General features: G+C 58.3%; 14 protein-coding genes. 11 read left to right on the forward strand and 3 right to left on the reverse strand.

Going from position 1 to position 18,380, the window contains the following annotated elements; all coding sequences use genetic code 11:
• Nucleotides 1–65 precede the first annotated feature (65 nt).
• The 7 genes from glmS (at nucleotide 66) to bioD (ending at nucleotide 9,274) form a co-directional block, all read left to right on the forward strand.
• Nucleotides 66–1,913, forward strand: a complete 1,848-nt coding sequence (gene glmS, locus RB2501_RS04575; RefSeq protein WP_015753581.1) for a glutamine--fructose-6-phosphate transaminase (isomerizing) — start codon at nucleotides 66–68, stop codon at nucleotides 1,911–1,913.
• 252 nt (nucleotides 1,914–2,165) lie between these two features.
• Entirely contained in the window at nucleotides 2,166–4,916 is a 2,751-nt protein-coding gene (locus tag RB2501_RS04580; protein WP_015753583.1) for a TonB-dependent receptor, read from the forward strand.
• Nucleotides 4,917–5,065: 149 nt separating this feature from the next.
• Entirely contained in the window at nucleotides 5,066–6,574 is a 1,509-nt protein-coding gene (gene atpD / locus RB2501_RS04585; protein ID WP_015753584.1) for a F0F1 ATP synthase subunit beta, read from the forward strand.
• 29 nt (nucleotides 6,575–6,603) lie between these two features.
• Nucleotides 6,604–6,882 (forward strand): F0F1 ATP synthase subunit epsilon, encoded by a 279-nt coding sequence (locus tag RB2501_RS04590; RefSeq protein WP_015753585.1) that lies wholly within the window; start codon nucleotides 6,604–6,606, stop codon nucleotides 6,880–6,882.
• A 162-nt stretch (nucleotides 6,883–7,044) separates the two neighbouring features.
• Nucleotides 7,045–8,265, forward strand: coding sequence for an aminotransferase class I/II-fold pyridoxal phosphate-dependent enzyme (locus RB2501_RS04595; RefSeq protein WP_015753586.1), 1,221 nt, complete (start codon nucleotides 7,045–7,047; stop codon nucleotides 8,263–8,265).
• Nucleotides 8,265–8,651, forward strand: coding sequence for a putative signal transducing protein (locus RB2501_RS04600; protein WP_015753587.1), 387 nt, complete (start codon nucleotides 8,265–8,267; stop codon nucleotides 8,649–8,651). Before RB2501_RS04595 ends, RB2501_RS04600 begins: the two co-directional genes overlap by 1 nt.
• Nucleotides 8,648–9,274 (forward strand): dethiobiotin synthase, encoded by a 627-nt coding sequence (bioD, locus tag RB2501_RS04605; RefSeq protein WP_015753588.1) that lies wholly within the window; start codon nucleotides 8,648–8,650, stop codon nucleotides 9,272–9,274. Before RB2501_RS04600 ends, bioD begins: the two co-directional genes overlap by 4 nt.
• On the opposite strand, the gene RB2501_RS04610 is transcribed toward bioD, so the two are convergent.
• Nucleotides 9,259–10,740: an ArnT family glycosyltransferase gene (locus RB2501_RS04610; protein WP_041326990.1), complete on the reverse strand. Its 1,482-nt coding sequence runs from the start codon at nucleotides 10,738–10,740 to the stop codon at nucleotides 9,259–9,261. The genes bioD and RB2501_RS04610 overlap by 16 nt on opposite strands.
• 63 nt (nucleotides 10,741–10,803) lie before the next feature.
• Here RB2501_RS04610 and bioA point away from each other — a divergent pair, with 63 nt between their 5' ends.
• The 4 genes from bioA to RB2501_RS04630 all read left to right on the forward strand — a co-directional run bounded on the left by bioA (nucleotide 10,804) and on the right by RB2501_RS04630 (nucleotide 15,326).
• Nucleotides 10,804–12,078, forward strand: a complete 1,275-nt coding sequence (gene bioA / locus RB2501_RS04615; protein ID WP_015753590.1) for an adenosylmethionine--8-amino-7-oxononanoate transaminase — start codon at nucleotides 10,804–10,806, stop codon at nucleotides 12,076–12,078.
• A gap of 5 nt (nucleotides 12,079–12,083) precedes the next feature.
• Nucleotides 12,084–13,244 (forward strand): beta-ketoacyl synthase N-terminal-like domain-containing protein, encoded by a 1,161-nt coding sequence (locus tag RB2501_RS04620; RefSeq protein WP_015753591.1) that lies wholly within the window; start codon nucleotides 12,084–12,086, stop codon nucleotides 13,242–13,244.
• 94 nt (nucleotides 13,245–13,338) lie between these two features.
• Nucleotides 13,339–14,427 (forward strand): biotin synthase BioB, encoded by a 1,089-nt coding sequence (bioB, locus tag RB2501_RS04625; RefSeq protein WP_015753592.1) that lies wholly within the window; start codon nucleotides 13,339–13,341, stop codon nucleotides 14,425–14,427.
• Nucleotides 14,428–14,462: 35 nt separating this feature from the next.
• The gene (locus RB2501_RS04630; protein WP_015753593.1) at nucleotides 14,463–15,326 is read left to right on the forward strand and encodes a cupin-like domain-containing protein; all 864 of its coding nucleotides are present in this window, start codon (nucleotides 14,463–14,465) and stop codon (nucleotides 15,324–15,326) included.
• A gap of 82 nt (nucleotides 15,327–15,408) precedes the next feature.
• Here RB2501_RS04630 and RB2501_RS04635 read toward each other — a convergent pair whose 3' ends face one another.
• A complete protein-coding gene (locus RB2501_RS04635; protein ID WP_015753594.1) occupies nucleotides 15,409–15,894 on the reverse strand; it encodes a regulatory protein RecX in 486 nt (161 codons plus the stop codon).
• 2 nt (nucleotides 15,895–15,896) lie between these two features.
• Nucleotides 15,897–18,311, reverse strand: a complete 2,415-nt coding sequence (locus tag RB2501_RS04640; protein ID WP_015753595.1) for an amylo-alpha-1,6-glucosidase — start codon at nucleotides 18,309–18,311, stop codon at nucleotides 15,897–15,899.
• Nucleotides 18,312–18,380 lie beyond the last annotated feature (69 nt).

Raw genomic sequence — 18,380 nt, forward strand, 5'->3', positions numbered from 1 at the left:
AATTTACAGGGGGAATACCCCGATTCCCCTATTTTTGGTATACGTAAAACCCTATTGGAGTCACTATGTGCGGAATAGTCGGATACATCGGTCACCGGGACGCTTACCCGGTCATCATCAAAGGATTGCAACGCCTGGAATACCGGGGCTACGACAGTGCCGGGATCGCCCTGTTTGACGGGGAACAGATCAACCTGTCCAAAACCAAGGGGAAGGTAGACGACCTCAAAGCCCGGAGCGAAAAGGAAATATCCCTGGCCGGCCACCTGGGAATCGGCCACACGCGCTGGGCCACCCACGGGGTACCCAACGACTGCAATGCCCACCCGCACACCTCCAACTCGGGCAACCTGGTGATCATCCACAACGGGATTATCGAGAATTATGAGGCGATCAAAAAGGAGCTCGTCAAAAGGGGCTATTCCTTTGAGTCGGACACGGACACCGAGGTGCTCGTCAACTTGATCGAGGAAGTCAAGTCCAAAGAAAATGTAAAACTCGGGAAGGCCGTGCAGATTGCCCTGAACCAGGTGGTTGGCGCATACGCCATTGCGGTCTTCGACCGGTCCAAGCCGGACGAGATCGTGGTTGCCAAGCTCGGCAGCCCGCTGGCCATCGGGGTGGGGGATGACGAATTTTTTATCGCCTCGGACGCCTCGCCTTTTATCGAATACACGAACAACGCGGTGTACCTGGAAGATGAGGAGATGGCCGTGGTACGCCTCGGCAAGGAGATCAAACTCCGGAAGATCAAGGACGATTCCATCGCCTATCCGCTCGTACAGGAACTGCAGCTCAACCTGGAGGCTATTGAAAAAGGCGGGTACGAGCACTTTATGCTCAAGGAGATCTACGAACAGCCCCATGCCATCAAAGACACATTCCGCGGCAGGCTCCGGGCAGACCAGGGGCTGATCCGCATGGCCGGGATTGACCAGAACCTGGAGCGGTTCCTGAATGCCAACCGGATTATCATTGTGGCCTGCGGCACCTCCTGGCATGCCGGCCTGGTGGCGGAATACATCTTCGAAGACCTGGCCCGGATACCCGTTGAGGTGGAATACGCCTCTGAATTCCGGTATCGGAACCCGGTTATTTCCGATAAGGACGTATTGATAGCCATCTCACAATCCGGGGAGACGGCAGACACCCTGGCCGCCATCAAACTGGCCAAGGAGCGCGGCGCATTCGTGTTTGGCGTTTGCAATGTGGTGGGATCCTCCATCGCCCGGGAAACCCATGCGGGGGCCTATACGCACGCCGGACCCGAAATCGGGGTGGCCTCCACCAAGGCATTTACCACCCAGATCACCGTCCTGACGCTCATGGCGCTGAAACTCGCCAAGGCCAGCGGCACGCTTTCCGAATCGCGGCTGCACGAGATGTTGTCGGAACTCGAAGGGATTCCCGCCAAGGTGGAAAAAGCCCTGGAGTCCAACGCACTGATCGAGATCATCTCGGATGTCTACAAGGATTCCACCAACTGCCTCTACCTGGGAAGGGGGTACAACTTCCCGGTTGCCCTGGAAGGCGCCCTGAAACTCAAGGAGATCAGTTACATACATGCAGAGGGCTACCCGGCTGCCGAAATGAAGCACGGGCCGATTGCCCTGATCGACGAACAGATGCCGGTGATTGTCATCGCCACCCGGAGGGGCCACTACGAGAAAGTGGTGAGCAACATCCAGGAAATCAAGTCGCGCAAGGGGAAGATTATCGCGATAGTCACCGAAGGGGACGAGCAGGTCCGCGACCTGGCGGACCACGTCATCGAGGTGCCCGAGTCCTCCGAAAGCCTGTCCCCCCTGCTGACCACCATCCCGCTTCAGCTCCTTTCCTACCATATTGCCGTGATGCGCGGCTGCAACGTGGACCAGCCCAGGAACCTCGCCAAGTCTGTAACCGTGGAGTAACATCCGCTTGCCGGACTTTTGGCCGTCAACCGTCCAACTGCTGTTCCCGTACCGGATTTAGTGTGCTGCGGATACCCGGGGGATGCTAAAAACCACGTCGCTACCCCTTCCCGTCTTTTTGTCAAAATCTGAATAGGCCTGCCGGTCAATTGCCATATTGTTATTATGCATGCATAATTTTACGAAATATGCATTGGGGGTCTCGAAAAATTGGTATCTTGGCTTAAAACCCTCTTAACACAAACTAAACGAATGAGAACATTTTTCCTGTTTTCCATGCTCCTATTGGGCATGGGGACCTATGCGCAGACTGTTGTTTCAGGAACTGTTACGGATACCAATGGAGAACCCGTGCCAGGCGCAAACATCGTGATCGTGGGAAAGGCCATTGGCACCACTACGGATTTTGACGGGAACTTCTCCCTGGAAACCTCTGAAATGCCGCCCTTCGACTTGCGGATAACCAGTATCGGGTACACCGAAGGCAGCGCCCGGGTGGAATCCAGCGGCCAAACGCTGGCCATCACGCTTTCCGAAGCCCAGACCTTCCTGGACGAAGTAGTCATCTCGGCCTCCCGGACCCCGGAGCGGATATTCGAATCCCCGGTTTCCGTGGAGCGGTTTGGCCTGCAGGACATCGCCGCCACTACGGCCCCTTCCTTTTACGACGGGCTGCAAAACCTTAAAGGGGTGGACATCAACACAAACAGCCTTACCTTCCAATCGGTGAATACGCGCGGGTTTGCCACGTTTGCGAACAACCGCTTTATGCAGCTGGTAGACGGGATGGACAACACGGCACCCGGCCTGAACTTTGTTCTCGGGAACCTGGTGGGGATGTCGGAGCTCGAGGTGCAAAGCGTGGAAATTCTCCCGGGTGCGTCATCGGCTCTCTACGGGGCGGGCGCCTTCAACGGGATCTTGTTTATGACCAGTAAAAACCCCTTCGACTACCAGGGGATCAGCGCCTACTTTAAAACCGGATTCACCCAGCAGGATGCCGCCGGCACGAACCCCTATTACGATTTCGGGATCCGGGCAGCCCACGCCTTTAACGATAAGCTGGCCGTAAAAGCCAATTTCTCCTACTTGCAAGGGGAAGACTGGCACGCCAACAGCACCGTGGACCTGGCGCGCCCCGGGGCGGACCGGACAGATCCGGCCTACGACGGCCTGAATGTCTACGGGGACGAGGTGAGCACGCTGCTGAATTTTGACGCAGCTGCCGGATTGCCCTCGGGGACTGTCGGAACAGCCCTGGTATCCCGTACCGGTTACCAGGAGGCCGACCTGCTCAATTACAACGCCCAGAGTGTCAAGACGGATTTCTCGGTATACTACCGGCCCTGGGCAAACGATTTTGAGATTATTTACAATGGCCGGGTGGGTCGCGGCAATACGATTTACCAGGGTGCCAACCGGTACGCCATCCGCGATTTCATCCTGCAGCAGCACCGCCTGGAGTTCCGCAACGACAATTTCTTCCTGAGGGGATATATCACCTCTGAGAATGCCGGGAATTCCTATGATACGCGGTTTGCCGCCATCAACGTAAACCGGCGATGGAAGTCCGATACGCAATGGTTTACCGATTACGCCGAGACCTATATCGGGGCGCGGCTCGGAGTAGGCACGGGGGTTCAGCTGGACGAAGAAACGGCACATGCCGTTGCCCGCCAGGCAGCCGACCAGGGGCGGTTTGTCCCGGGAACCCGGGAATTTGACCGGGCCCTGGCACAGGTCACTGCCGACGGGGACCTGACCACCGGCGCGAAGTTTATCGACAACACCAAATTCCGCCATGTAGACGCGAACTATAATTTCACCCACCTGACTTCGGAAATTGCCGAAATCCAGATTGGGGGTTCCTTCCGGGAATATGTGCTGAACTCCAGCGGGACGATTTTCACGGATACGGACGGCCCGATTTCCTACAACGAATACGGGGCTTACCTGCAAGTGCAGAAGAAACTCCTGGACGAGCGGATCAAGCTCACGGGCTCTGTCCGCTACGACAAGAACCAATTTTTTGACTGGTTCTTTTCGCCGAGGCTCTCCATCCTGACCGTCCTCGGGCCGGAGAAGAACCACAACCTCCGCGTATCCGTCCAGCAGGGCTTCCGGAACCCGACTACCCAGGACCTGTTTATCGGCCTGAATGCGGGCCGGGCCATCCTCGTGGGGGCTGCCCCGGACAACCTGGACCGGGATGTGCGGAATTTTGACCTGAGTACTTCCGGGGCTGCCCTTACCGGCAGCAGCCAGGCGCGGATCGTGGGTCGGGCCGCCTACGAAAACGCTTTTTCCCTGGCCTCCGTAAATGCCGGGGCACCCGCAGCGGTAGAGACGCCCCTGGTCCAGCCCGAGGAAATAACTGCGTACGAAGCGGGCTACCGGGGTAAAGTCGGCAAGGTGGCCATCGATATCAGCGGTTTCTACAACAAATACCAGAATTTTATCTCGAATACCACAGTGGTCGTGCCGTTTTACGGGCAGGCCGGGGACGGCGGCCTCTCGCTGCTCGCGCTGCAGAACGGGGATTTCTTCCCGTACCAGACCTATACGAATTCCCCCGTGGACATCGAGGCATACGGGGTCAATGCCGGATTCGACGCAAAACTGCCGGGCGGTTTCGACCTCGGGGCCAGCTACAGTTATATCGAACAGGAGTTCGACCAGGCGGCCTTCCCGGACTTCCGCACAAATTTCAACTCGCCCAACCACAAGGTGAAAGCCAGTTTCGGCCACAGGGAACTCTTTAAGAATTTCGGCTTTAATGTGAATTACCGCTGGAGCGACAGCTATCTGTGGCAGAATACCTTTGCAGACGGGATCATTGACGCCTATACCGTTTTGGATGCACAGGTGAACTACACCATCCCCTCCCTGGATTCCATCATCAAAGTAGGCGGATCCAACATCCTGGGCGAAGAGTATTTTTCGGCTGTAGGGACGGGTGCAGTCGGCTCGATTTTCTACGTGTCCTGGACGGTGAACCCGTAAGGAGTCACATACGAGAAGAAAACGCCGGCACGCTGGCGTTTTTTTTATGGTAAAAAGCGGTCCCCGGCGTTCCTTTTTTTAAAGGAATACCCTATCTTTGCAGCCGAAAAAACAGCGCCTTACATTAACAGGTAGATAAATAACACGCAATGGCAAAGCAATCAGGTAAAGTATCCCAGATTATCGGCCCGGTAATCGATGTGGAATTCCCTTCGGGGGCTGAACTCCCCAAGATTTACGACTCCCTTGAAATCAAACGCGAGGACGGTTCGGTCCTTGTACTGGAGGTTCAGTCGCACATCGGCGAGAATTCCGTCCGCACCATTTCCATGGACTCGACGGATGGTTTGGGCCGGGGTACCGAAGCCGTCGCTACCGGAGCAGCTATCCAGATGCCCATCGGCGATGCGGTTTACGGCCGGCTCTTCAACGTCATCGGAGATGCCATCGATGGCCTGGGCAACCTGCCCAAAGCCGGCAAGGACGGCCTGCCGATCCACCGGGAAGCCCCGAAATTCGAAGACCTCTCCACTTCTACAGAAGTCCTGTTTACCGGGATCAAGGTCATCGACCTCATTGAGCCTTATGCCAAAGGGGGTAAGATCGGATTGTTCGGCGGAGCCGGGGTTGGAAAGACCGTATTGATCCAGGAGCTTATCAACAACATCGCCAAAGGCCACGGGGGCCTCTCCGTTTTTGCCGGAGTAGGGGAGCGCACGCGGGAAGGGAACGACCTGCTGCGGGAAATGCTCGAGTCCGGAATTATCAAATACGGGGACGACTTTTTGCATTCCATGGAAGAAGGCGGCTGGGACCTGAAAAAGGTCGATAAGAAAGCCATGAAGGAATCCAAGGCCACCTTCGTATTCGGACAGATGAACGAACCTCCGGGAGCCCGTGCCCGGGTAGCCCTTTCCGGGCTGACCATCGCCGAGTATTTCCGCGATGGGGCAGGGGAAGGCCAGGGGAAGGACGTCCTCTTCTTTGTCGACAACATCTTCCGTTTTACCCAGGCCGGCTCCGAGGTTTCCGCCCTGCTGGGACGGATGCCTTCCGCGGTGGGATACCAGCCCACGCTGGCCACCGAGATGGGGGCCATGCAGGAGCGGATTACTTCCACCAAGCGCGGCTCGATTACCTCCGTACAGGCGGTATACGTACCGGCGGATGACCTTACCGACCCGGCACCCGCAACCACGTTTGCCCACCTGGACGCCAACACGGTACTGTCCCGGAAAATTGCCGAGCTCGGTATCTACCCGGCGGTAGACCCGCTGGATTCCACTTCCCGGATCCTTACACCGGAGATCCTCGGCAAGGAGCACTACGATTGCGCACAGCGCGTCAAGGAGTTGCTGCAGCGCTACAAGGAACTGCAGGACATCATCGCCATCCTCGGTATGGAAGAACTCTCTGAGGAAGACAAGCAGGCGGTAGCACGTGCCCGCCGGGTGCAGCGTTTCCTCTCGCAGCCCTTCCACGTTGCCGAACAATTTACCGGTATCCCCGGTACATTCGTGGACATCAAGGATGCCATCAAAGGATTCAACATGATCATGGACGGGGAGCTCGACCACCTGCCCGAAGCGGCTTTCAACCTGAAAGGGACCATTGAGGAAGCCATCGAAGCCGGTGAGAAAATGCTGGCCGAGGCCTGATCTGCAGATTAACTGAACCAGTATTTGTTATGCACCTAGAAATCGTCAGCCCTGAGGCAACCTTATTTTCCGGAGAAGTTACTTCCGTAACCGTCCCGGGCATCAACGGGGAATTCCAGATGCTGGAAAACCACGCCCCGATCGTATCCCTCCTGCAAAGCGGGGAGGTCCGGTTTGCGGGAAACACCGGGTTGGACGAGGAGTTCGAGGATCGCTTTCGCAAAGGCGCGGATGGCAAAACCATCCTGCCCATCCGGAGCGGCACCGTCGAGCTGAAAAACAACCGGGTGATCGTTTTAGCTGACTAATTCAATTACTATACATTTCCCAAACCCTGCTTCCCGACGGAGGCAGGGTTTTTTTGTCTTGCTGCAGATGCCTGAAGGCGGTATCTCCGATTGGCCTGCCGCAGAAAGTATCGGTTTATACCCGGCTGGTTTCGAAACCTGCCGAATTGGTATCTTTGGTTTATGACGGGACTACCGGAAAAATTGAGGGAAAAGATGGTGGCCCGCGAGCGGGAAGGGAACCTGAGGACCCTCCGCGGGCCCCGGTACGGGGTGGATTTCTACTCGAATGATTACCTGGGTTTCTCCGGCAAAACCGCGGCCGATTCCCCCGAATCCGGAGCGGAACCTACCCGGCAAACACCCCAGGGAACGCCGGGGGATGCCCCTTCCGATTCCGGTGCTGGCTTCACGGCCCACGGAAGCGGCGGCTCGCGGCTCATCAGCGGCAACCACCCCCTGTATGCGGAACTGGAGAACACCTTGTGCCGGGCACACCGCGCCGATGCGGCCCTGGTGTATAATTCCGGGTATGATGCGAATATCGGCCTGCTCTCCGCAGTACCCCAGCGGACGGATTATGTATTCTACGACCAAAGCGTGCATGCGAGTATCCGGGATGGCCTGGGGCTTTGCCCGGCAAGGTCCTACAGCTTTGACCACAACTCCCTGGAGAGTCTCACCCGCCGGGTGGCCACCGTACTACCCGATGGGATCCCCCCCGGTTCCGAGGTGTATGTGGTAACGGAGACCGTATTTTCCATGGAGGGGGATGGCCCGGACCTGGCGGGGATTACCGCGTATTGCCGGGCCAACGGTTTCCGGCTTATCCTGGATGAGGCCCACGCCGTCGGGGTCTTGGGGAAGCACGGGGAGGGGGCCGTGGCAGCTGCGGGCCTGGAAGACCTGGTTTTTGCCCGGGTCGTCACCTTCGGGAAAGCCGTCGGACGCCACGGGGCGGCCGTACTATGCGATTCGGAACTCCGGGAGTATCTGGTCAATTTTTCCAGGAGCCTCATCTATACCACAGCCCTTCCCCCACGAACGTTGGAATCCATCCTGGAGGCCTACGCGCATCTGTCCGGGGATACAGGCATCCACAGGCGTGAAAGGCTTAGCGAGAATATCGAGTATTTCAGGCAGCAGGCGAGGGCCCTGGGCCTTGACCAAGGGTTTTATACAGCAGGGGGCCCTATCCAAACCTACAGGGTTGGCGACTCCCTGGAGGCAGGCCAATTGGCGGAACGGCTCCAGGAAAAAGGCTACCTGGTAAAGGCCATCCGCTATCCCACAGTACCCATGGGCAGCGAGTGCCTCCGTTTTTGCCTCCACAGTTACAATTCAAAGGATGAAATCCTGTCAGTTTTAAGTATCTTGTCCAAAGAATTGAAAAGGGAGAAATAATGGATAACCGATTTGTGGTGTTGGAATCCTTTCAGCTGGTCGCAGATGCGGAAATCCTGAAGCTGAAGCTGGAATCCGAGGGCATCCCGGTATTCCTGAAGGATGCGAATATCATGCAGGCCGAACCGTTTATTGCCACGGCAACCGGGGGGGTCAAGGTGTTGGTGGAAAAGGAAGATTTTTTACGCGCCAATGCGGTTTACGATGCCTTGCGGCAGTATGCCCTGGACAAAGACGGCAACCCGGTAACCTGCCCGAATTGCAAAGCCACCCGTAGTGAACGCTACTTTAAAAGGGAGAAGCTGCGGTACCGGCTTTTCCCATTTCTGGAACCGCCGCGCTACCGGTGCACGCAGTGCGGGATGATAACCGCTGCCGGTTCATGAAGCGAATCTTCGTCACCGGTATTTCCACGGAGGTGGGGAAGACCCTGGCATCGGCTGTACTGGTTGAGGCCCTTGGGGCGGATTACTGGAAACCCGTACAGGCCGGGGACCTGGATGCTTCCGACAGCCACACCATCAAAAACCTTGTAAGCCACCCGAAAACGGTGATTCACCCGAACTCCTACGCCCTGAACACCCCCATGAGCCCGCATGCAGCGGCTGAAATTGACGGGGTTCGGATTGATCTGGACCAGATCCGGGAACCTGAAACGACTAACCACCTGGTCATCGAAGGGGCGGGCGGGCTGCTCGTCCCCCTGAATGATACGGATACCATCGCCGACCTGATCCGTCCCGGTTACGTCGTGGTGGTTGTTTCCCGCCACTACCTGGGTAGCATCAACCACACGCTCCTCACCCTGGAAGCCCTGAAAAACAAGGGGCACAAACCCTACCTCCTCTATAGCGGCGATCCGCACCCGACCACCGAAACGATCATAAAATCCAAAACGGGCGTACCCGTCCTGGGGCGTATTGAAGAATTGGATTCCCCGGGGCGCCAGGAAGTAGTCAGGCTGGCAAAATCTTTGCGCCCCGCCCTTAGGGATCACAACCTTTTATAGATCACGGCCCGGCCGAGGACCGTGTCCTTCCGGTAGTATACCTGTAGGTAACTCATCACGGTGGCATTGGCTGCGGTGTGCCTACGGTCAAAAACGGGTTTCCCGCTGCGGCAAACCACGAAATCCGGGCGATATTCCCCAAGCAGGTATTCGAGTTCCTCCCCGGTGGATTCCCGCTCGGTGGGCATAAAGGGAAAAAGGGCCGGCCGGCAAATATTGCTCGGGTGGGTCGCCGCCGGGCTCGGGGGGGGTGTATCCAGCAACCAATAACCGATGTGGTATTCAAAAAAAAGCACCTTGCCGGGTTGTCCGTACCTTTCCCTGAAATACCGGGGTACCTCCACGCCCTCCCCATTGTAGAGGTGGCCCGTGGTACGGTGGTAACGGGCGACGGCCCCGTATTCCAGCCAGGATTCCACGGGGAGCAGGAGGAACAACATCAGGCTGAGGCCACATATTGTTTCCGGGATCCGCTGACCCGCCCGGTCCAGGATACCGGCCAGCAGGGCCAACAACAACGGATAGAATTGCAACAGGTAGTGGCCGTTGAGCTTGCCGCCGCTGATAAATGACAGCAGGATCCCGACTATCAGCGCTGTCAGGAGGCCGTTTGAAAAAAGCTTCGGGTTGAGCCATTGCCGCTTCCATGCAAAACACAGGAAGACCCCGACCAGTGCGTAAAATGGCAGGTGTCCGGCACTGAACCCTTCCTGCTCCCCGGAATAGGCCAGGGGTGCGCGTACCACGGCGTCCCACCAAAGCGCCGCATCCCCCATTAGGACATACGGAAGCACGGAAAGCAGGACAAACGACGATCCCCCGGCCAGCAGAAGCCCGAGCCTGGCCGGGGCCTGTGCGTCGCCCGTGCGAAGGGCGCGAAATACCAGAAACCACCCAGCGGCGAAAAGCGGGATGGCCAGGTTGCTCTTGGCCAAGACTGCCAGCCCCAGGAAAAGCCCGGAGGCGAAGTACCCGGGACCCGTCCTTCGACTGATAAGGAGCCAAACCCCCGGGAGGAAAAAAGCCATGCTGAGGTGTTCGGACATCACCCCCTGTACGCTGCCGAACAGGCTCATCAGGAAAAGGCAAAGCAGCCCGGAGGCAAAGCCGGCCGGTTTTCCGCCGACCTCCCGTCCGATACGATAGGTGTAAAAACTGCTGACCGCCACAGCCAGGACCCCCAGCAGGCGGATAGCGACGAAGCTTTTCCCAAAAACCCAGATAGGGATGGCAAGCAAGAGGAAAACCAGAGGGGGCTTCAGGTCCCATAGCTCTGTGTAGGGAAGGTGCCCGTCCACCAGCGATTGGGCCACCAGGATAAAGGTGCTCTCATCCCGGTCGATATAATCCCGGAAGAAAAATGGAAACCGGATGAGGAAGGAAGCGGCCAGGAAGTAAAGGAATACGACTCTTTCCCCGGCCTGTGCGACATGCCGGCCCACCCTGTCAATCATCCTTCGCAACATAGGGCTAGTTCCGATTATTTCTCATCTTTGCAAGATAGAAAATCAACTGAAGAACCCGCCGGCATGGGACAGAATCTTTCCCTTCGTGACGCCAGGCATATCTGGCACCCCCTTACCCAGCATAAGACCCACGGGATGGCCCATGGGATTGCCAGGGCGCAGGGAGTTTACCTGTACGATACGCAGGGAAAAGCCTATCTCGATGCTATTTCGTCCTGGTATACGGCGGTCTACGGACACTGCAACCCGCAAATTACCCGGCGGGTCGCCGCCCAGATGGAAGAGCTGGACCAGGTAGTGTTCAGCGGGTTTACCCACGAACCCGCCGTAAGCCTTTCCGAGAAGCTCCTTGGGCACCTGCCCGGGAACCAGGAAAAGGTGTTTTTCTCCGAAAACGGCTCCACGGCCGTTGAGGTAGCCCTGAAAATAGCCCTGCAATACCATTTCAACCTGGGGGCTCCGCGGAAGATCCTGCTGGCTTTTGAATCGGGGTTTCACGGGGATACCTTCGGGGCCCTTTCCGTATCCGGACTCTCCGTCTACAACGGGCCTTTTGAAGGGATGGCGCTGGAGGTCCGGAGGATCCCCGTTCCGGACGACCCGGACGCGGCCCAAAGCCTGGCTACCCTGGAGGCCATCCTGGCCGAAGCGCCCGTGGCAGGCTTTGTATATGAGCCCCTGGTCCAGGGAGCCGCGGCCATGAAAACCCACGACGCCGCGGGGTTGGATAAGATTCTGGCCCGGCTGCGGGAGACGGGGGCCCTGCTGATTGCGGATGAAGTGATGACGGGGTTCGGGAAAACCGGGACGAATTTTGCCTCTGCGCAACTGGAGACCCAGCCAGACCTGATCTGCCTCTCAAAGGCCCTTACGGCCGGCCTGTTGCCGATGGGTATCACCAGTTGTTCGGCACAGGTTTACAACGCTTTTTTAAGCGATTCGGTGGAAAAGGGGTTTTTCCACGGGCATACGTATACGGCAAACCCCTTGGCATGTACGGCTGCCCTGGCTGCTTTGGAGTTGCTGGAGACTGCGGAGATGCAGTCGAATATTTCGCGCATTGCCGGGGCGCACCGGGATTTTGAAACCCGGGTGCAATCGCACCACAAGGTCCTCGCCACCCGGCGTATCGGTGTGATCTTTGCCATGGACCTCGATGTGGAAACGGACCGGTACGGAAGCCTCAGGGATATCCTCTACGGTTTTTTTATGGAACGCGGCATCTACCTGCGCCCCCTGGGGAATACCGTGTATATCCTGCCCCCGTACATCACCACGGATGATGAACTCGCCCGGATCTACCAGGCGATGGAAGAAGTCCTGGAATTTATCAGCTGACCCTTATGAAAGACCTGGAAATATCCATTACCGGAATTGGATCGGTTTCAGCCCTTGGCCACGGGTCCGATTTGGGTTGGCCGGCCTACCGGGACCCGGGGCATTGCCTGGAACAGACGGATTTCGGAGGACAAACCGCATGGTGCGGCCGGGTTCCGGAGACCTCCGGGACCGAGCTGGACCGGGTGGCCAATTCGCATCCTGCTTACGAAGGCCTGGATCGAAGTGTCCTGTTGGCCATCTTCGCCAGCCGGCTGGCAGTACAACGTGCGGGATGGGGGAATTCCGAGGCCTTCGGGGTAAACATCGGGTCTTCCCGCGGGGCAACTGGTTTATTCGAGAAATACCTGGAAACCTATACTCAAACGGGCCGGGTGCCCGCCCTGGCCTCCCCGGCCACCACCCTGGGGAATATCGCTTCCTGGGTGGCCCAGGACCTCCGGGCCGGCGGCCCGGAACTCTCGCACTCCATTACCTGTTCAACCGCCCTCCACGCCATCCTCAACGGGGTGGCCTGGCTGCGCTCCGGGATGTCCGGCCGATTCCTTTGCGGGGGCAGTGAAGCCCCGCTGACCGGGTTTACCCTGGCGCAAATGCGTGCGCTGAAAATATACAGCCGGGAAAACGGGGCGTATCCGTGCCGCGCGCTCGACCCGGAGAAACCCAATAGCAGTATGGTCCTGGGGGAGGGTGCCGGGTCGGTTTGCCTGGAGACCGGCAGGCCGGATACCACCCTGGCGGTAATACGCGGGGTTGGGTATGCCACCGAACCGCTGGAACACCCGGTTTCCCTGTCCGCGGATGCCGTATGCCTGCAGGATTCCATGCGACGCGCCCTGGGGACCACGGACCCCGGCGAGGTGGATGCCGTGGTTTTGCATGCCCCGGGCACCCGAAAAGGGGATCTGTCCGAACTGCAGGCGGTCCAGGCGGTTTTCGGAGGGAAACCCCCTGCGCTGACATCCAACAAATGGAAGATCGGGCATACGTTTGGGGCGTCCGGGATCCTGAGCCTGGAACTCGCGGTAGGGATGCTCAACCGGCAGGAATTTATCGGGGTGCCCTACCTTACCGATTCCCGGAAACCCGTCGAGTTGAGAAACGTCCTGGTGAATGCCGTGGGCTTTGGTGCCAATGCGGTAAGCCTGCTGATTAGCCGTCCCTGATTGCCGGGTAAGCGATCCGGGGCCGTGGGGTGCCGAATTCGAATTGGAGGTTCGGCGGGGATCGCCTATTTTTATGCCATCAAGCAAAACAACTATGAGCGCCATACGACACGACTGGACCCGCGAGGAAGTCCTGGAAATCTATAACCGACCCGTCATGGAGTTGCTCTACCAGGCAGCCGGGGTACACCGGCAACACCACGACCCAAACACCGTCCAGGTTTCCACCCTGCTATCCATCAAAACGGGCGGGTGCCCGGAAGATTGCGGATACTGTCCGCAGGCGGCCCGCTACCACACGGATATCGAGGGGAACGACCTGATGACCGTAAGCCAGGTGAAGGCGCAGGCGCTTCGGGCCAAGGCATCCGGGAGCTCCCGGGTTTGCATGGGGGCGGCCTGGAGGAACGTGAAGGACGGCCCGGAATTCGAAAGCGTCCTGGAAATGGTGCGTACCATCAACAAACTGGACATGGAGGTTTGCTGTACGCTGGGCATGATAACCGAAAACCAGGCGCAGCGGCTGGCCGAGGCCGGCCTGTACGCCTATAACCACAACCTGGATACTTCCGAGGACTACTACAAGGACGTGATTTCCACGCGTGCCTTCGAGGACCGCCTGGAAACCATCGGAAATGTGCGGAAGACCAATGTGACCGTTTGCAGCGGGGGGATTATCGGCATGGGGGAAAGCCCGGAAGACCGGGCCGGGATGCTTGTAGCCCTCTCTACCCTGAGCCCCCAGCCGGAATCCGTGCCCATCAATGCCCTGGTAGCCGTACCCGGAACGCCTATGGAGGATATGGAGCCGGTGTCCATCTGGGAAATGGTGCGAATGGTGGCTACCACGCGCATCGTCATGCCGGAGACCCAGGTCCGCCTGTCGGCCGGCCGCACCCAGATGAGCCAGGAAGGCCAGGCGCTGTGTTTTTTCGCCGGGGCCAACAGTATCTTTGCCGGCGACAAATTGCTGACCACCCCGAACCCGGATGTGGCCGAGGATATGGAACTCTTCCGGCAGCTGGGACTGCAGCCCCAGAAGCCCTTTGTCAAAAAAGCGCAGCCCCAAACCGTTGAGGCAGCCGAATCCCAGCTCACCCCTTTAGGCGAGAAACCCCGGTGGAGTCGGCCCGGCCATGCCATCCCGCGGAATGAAGCGGCCCGATCGGCCGGGAAATCCTGAGGATTTGTAACTTTATTGGTTAAAATGCGAGAAAGGTGTACCTGAAGGACGTACAGCGTGTTGCTTCCATCTCCAGGGAAGCATTCCTCAGTGATTTTTTCAAAACCCAGACCCCGGTGGTGATTGAGAAGGCCATTGAAGGTTGGCCCGCCTATAAGAAATGGAACCTCGACTATATCCGGGAAGTCGCCGGCGACTGCATCGTACCCCTTTACGACGATCGGCCGGTAGACTACCGGGACGGCTTCAATGAGCCCCACGCCAGTATGCGGATGGCCGATTACATCGACCTGCTCCGGAGCGAACCCACCCGATACCGCATCTTTCTATGGAATATCCTCAAGGAAGTCCCCCAATTGCAGGAGGATTTCGATTACCCCGACTTTGGCCTGCGGCTGATGAAAAGTTTGCCCATGTTGTTTTTCGGGGGGCGGGATTCCTATACGTTTATGCACTACGACATCGACCTGGCGAATATCTTCCACTTCCATTTCGAAGGACGGAAGGAATGCATCCTGTTTTCACAGACCGAGAATAAATACCTCTACAAGGTACCCCATTCGCTCATCACGCACGAACGCATCGATTTCTCGGCCCCGGATTTAACCCAATGGCCGGCTTTGAGGTATGTCAGCGGCTTCCGGGCCGAGCTCGCCCATGGGGAAGTCCTGTACATCCCCGAGGGATTCTGGCACTATATGCGCTATATCACCCCCGGGTTTTCGATGAGCCTGCGGGCCATTGCCCGGAACCCGAAGAACCTGAGCAAAGCCCTGTACAACATCTTTATCATGCGGCATTACGACAACGTCATGCGGCGGATCCGGGGTCAGCAGTGGATCGACCTGAAAAACGAAAAGGCCATCACCCGCACCCACAAGCACCTGGAGGGGCGATAGCCTGCAGGCAGCCGCTCCCCATACCGGTACGGGGAAGGTCGAACAACCCGGTTGCCACCGTATCGGGACCCGGGTCTGAGAATCAATCCGGGAACTCCAGGCCCCCGAGGTATTCGTAGATTCTTTCGTTTTCCCAGCCCCGGTAATACAGGTAACTGTGCAGCTTCTGCCTGATTTCCGCGGCCGGCTTTCCGCGAAGGGATTCACGCCGTTTATCCGCGAGTTTTTCGAACTGCTCCCGGTACGCCTCTTCGGGGATAGACCCGAGGGCCTTGCGCACCAGGTAATCGGAGATGCCCCGCATCCTGAGTTCCCGCCCGATCCGGTTGCGCCCCCAGGACTTCTGCCGGAATTTCCCGCGGGCGAATTCCAGGGCAAAGCGCTCCTCGTTCAGAAAATTCCCCTCGATCAGGTGGACGACGATCTGGTCGATCGCCTCGGGGATCATCCGCATGCCCTGCAGTTTTCGGACCACCTCCTGGTGGCACCGCTCCTGGTAGGCACAATAGCGTTCCATACGCCGGGTGGCATCTTCGACCGTGTAGTTTTTCCTTCCGAATGGTGCCATGTTCAGTTCCGGGGATAGGTGATGGTTAATTCCCTGTCCGAACCCCGTACAACGGCCGTGCCGTCCGGGTTGGGGAGAAGTTGCCCCCCTTCGGTCCGGGCCCGCCGGGCTTGTTGCACATCCAGAGGGATTTCCAGGTCCCAATCGCCCTTCTGAACCACCCGGAGGGTTATCGTCTGCCTTTCGTCTTCTTCGTAGTAGACCGAAAGCGTGTTCCCGCCGATGGATACATTTTCCAGGGAGGCAACATCCCAGTCCTCAGGCATCAGGGGGTCGATCCGGATCAACCGGTCCGACGCCCGGGGGGAGATACCGAAAAACTGCTCCACGATGGGCACGGCAAAGGCATAGATATTCCACGCCTGTGCAATCATCCCGTAATCCGGAGATACTTCATACATACTGCCTGGCAGAGCATAGCTGAAACTGCGCGTCATCCTCCTGAGGTAATCGAGCGCCTGGTCCGGGCGGCCATAATTGTTCTCGGCTACGGCCTGAACCCCCGTAGGGAGCGTCATGACCGCCCCGGTATAGGAAAAGGCCGAACTGCCCTTGAACGAGCCGCTATCGCTCCCTGCAGATTCATCCCGGTCGATCCCCGTGACAAAAACGCCGAAGGGATTTGTGAATTTGCGGGCGGTTTCGAGCGCGGTGTAGGCCTTGGCCGAATCCGCAATCCCCATTTCCATGGGCGTATTCACCACCCAGTTATGGTGGAGTACAAAGGGCCGGACCCCCGGTTGCGGGTTACGCAGGAGCGCGTTGCGGGTCGTTTCCAACTCCGCAACAGCCCAGGGCTTGTCCAGGGTGTCTGCCCGGACAATGGCATCCTCGATGAGCCGTAATGCCTGCTGGTCCGTCCCGCGGAAGTCGGCAAAAGAGCCGTAGCGCTCCGACCAAAATTCCGAATTGATCCGGGCTTTCAGTTCGCTGGCCAGGGCAGCGTACTGGCGGGAAAGATCTTCTTCTCCGAGTTCGGCTGCAATCCGGGAAGCATGGTCAAACCCGGCCTGCGTATAGGAGGCCACATCGATCATTTCGCTATCCAGCCCATGGATTTCCATCATCCCGAAACCGTCGGGGAAACCATTGCCATCCCCGTCGTTTTCCCGCATCAGCCAGTCCAGGCCGTCCCGGATAGTCTGGAAATACCGCCTGAGGAAATCCCGGTCGCCGCTCCATCGGTAAATATGCCAGATCAGGGAGGCGAACTGGGGCGTTTCATTGATGTTTCCCGAGTTGAAAACAGCCCCGTTGGTGGACATCTCGTGGATGATGCGGCCGTTGCCGTTCACGGCCCGGGATACGCTGTCGATCAGGCGGATGGTCTGGAAGACCACTTCTTGCTGGCCGACTGCCATATACCCCCTCAGGGCGTATTCGCTGTCCACCCCGAACCACCAGGGGTAATCGGGGATCCCGGCCGTAACCCCCGTACCGATCCCCGGTACCTCCTGGATCATCCAGTCCGAGTTGTACTTCAACCATTCAAAAGCCTGTTGGAGGGCGGTATCCGGGACGGTTAGTTTGCTGCGCCCGGCCAGTTCCGCATACCGGTCCCTTTTGCTTTCCAGCAGGGAGGACGCCTCTTCGAGAATGCTTTGCTGTACCTGCCTGGCCGCGGCCTCCGTCGATGTAGAACCCCCTACGGCCATTCGGATGCGCTCCGTTTCACCCGGCCGGATTTTCAGGGAAAACCGATACCCTGCTGCAATTCCTTCCCCGCGTTGAATCGAATCGCGGTTTGCAGGCAGGATGCCGTCAGGGGCCCGGTTGGGCCCGAAGGCGACATACCAGGGCGATTGGCCATCCCGTGCCGTCCACGCGTTGATGCCGGAGTCGTAATAGGCGGAATCCCGCCCATCGGCCATCCCGGTTCGTTCCCCGAGCCAGGTAGGGCGCAGGTCGGTTTGCCCCAGGAAGCTGAATTCCACTGTAAGGGCCTCCTCCCCGGTGTTCTCAAATTCATATTCCAGGGCCACGCCGGGCAGGTGGTCGGGGACAAACTGCCAGCGGCTCATTCGGAGCGGCTGCCCGTCCCAGGACCAATGGTGGCTGTTGGCCATCGGGTAATTGACAAAGCGGGTGCTGTCGGCAGGCGGCAGGGGGTTGCCCCCAACCTCGATGGAGGTTTGGAAACCGTCCATCAGTTTGATGGGGTGCGCCCAGATACCCCCCATTTCCCCCGGGATATGCCAGCCGATTTCCGGGAAGCTCCCGTCCTGGTGCCCCACCATATAGGCGCGGTCGCCCGGGGTAACGTACGGACTCGCCAAATAGGCCGGTTTGCCGCTGATTGAGGGGCTCTCCCGAAGGAGTTCACTGAAGGACCCGACGTGGCCCGGAACCTCCGGGGAGCAGCCCAGCAGGAGCGCCAGGCTGGTGAGCGGAATGAATGCAAATTTCAGTGTGTTCACGGCGGTGGGTTTTATCTAATAAAAATAGGCAATTCGCAAAATTCGCCCGGCAGGCCGAATGGGAATTGC

Source organism: Robiginitalea biformata HTCC2501 (genome assembly GCF_000024125.1).
Classification (GTDB): domain Bacteria; phylum Bacteroidota; class Bacteroidia; order Flavobacteriales; family Flavobacteriaceae; genus Robiginitalea; species Robiginitalea biformata.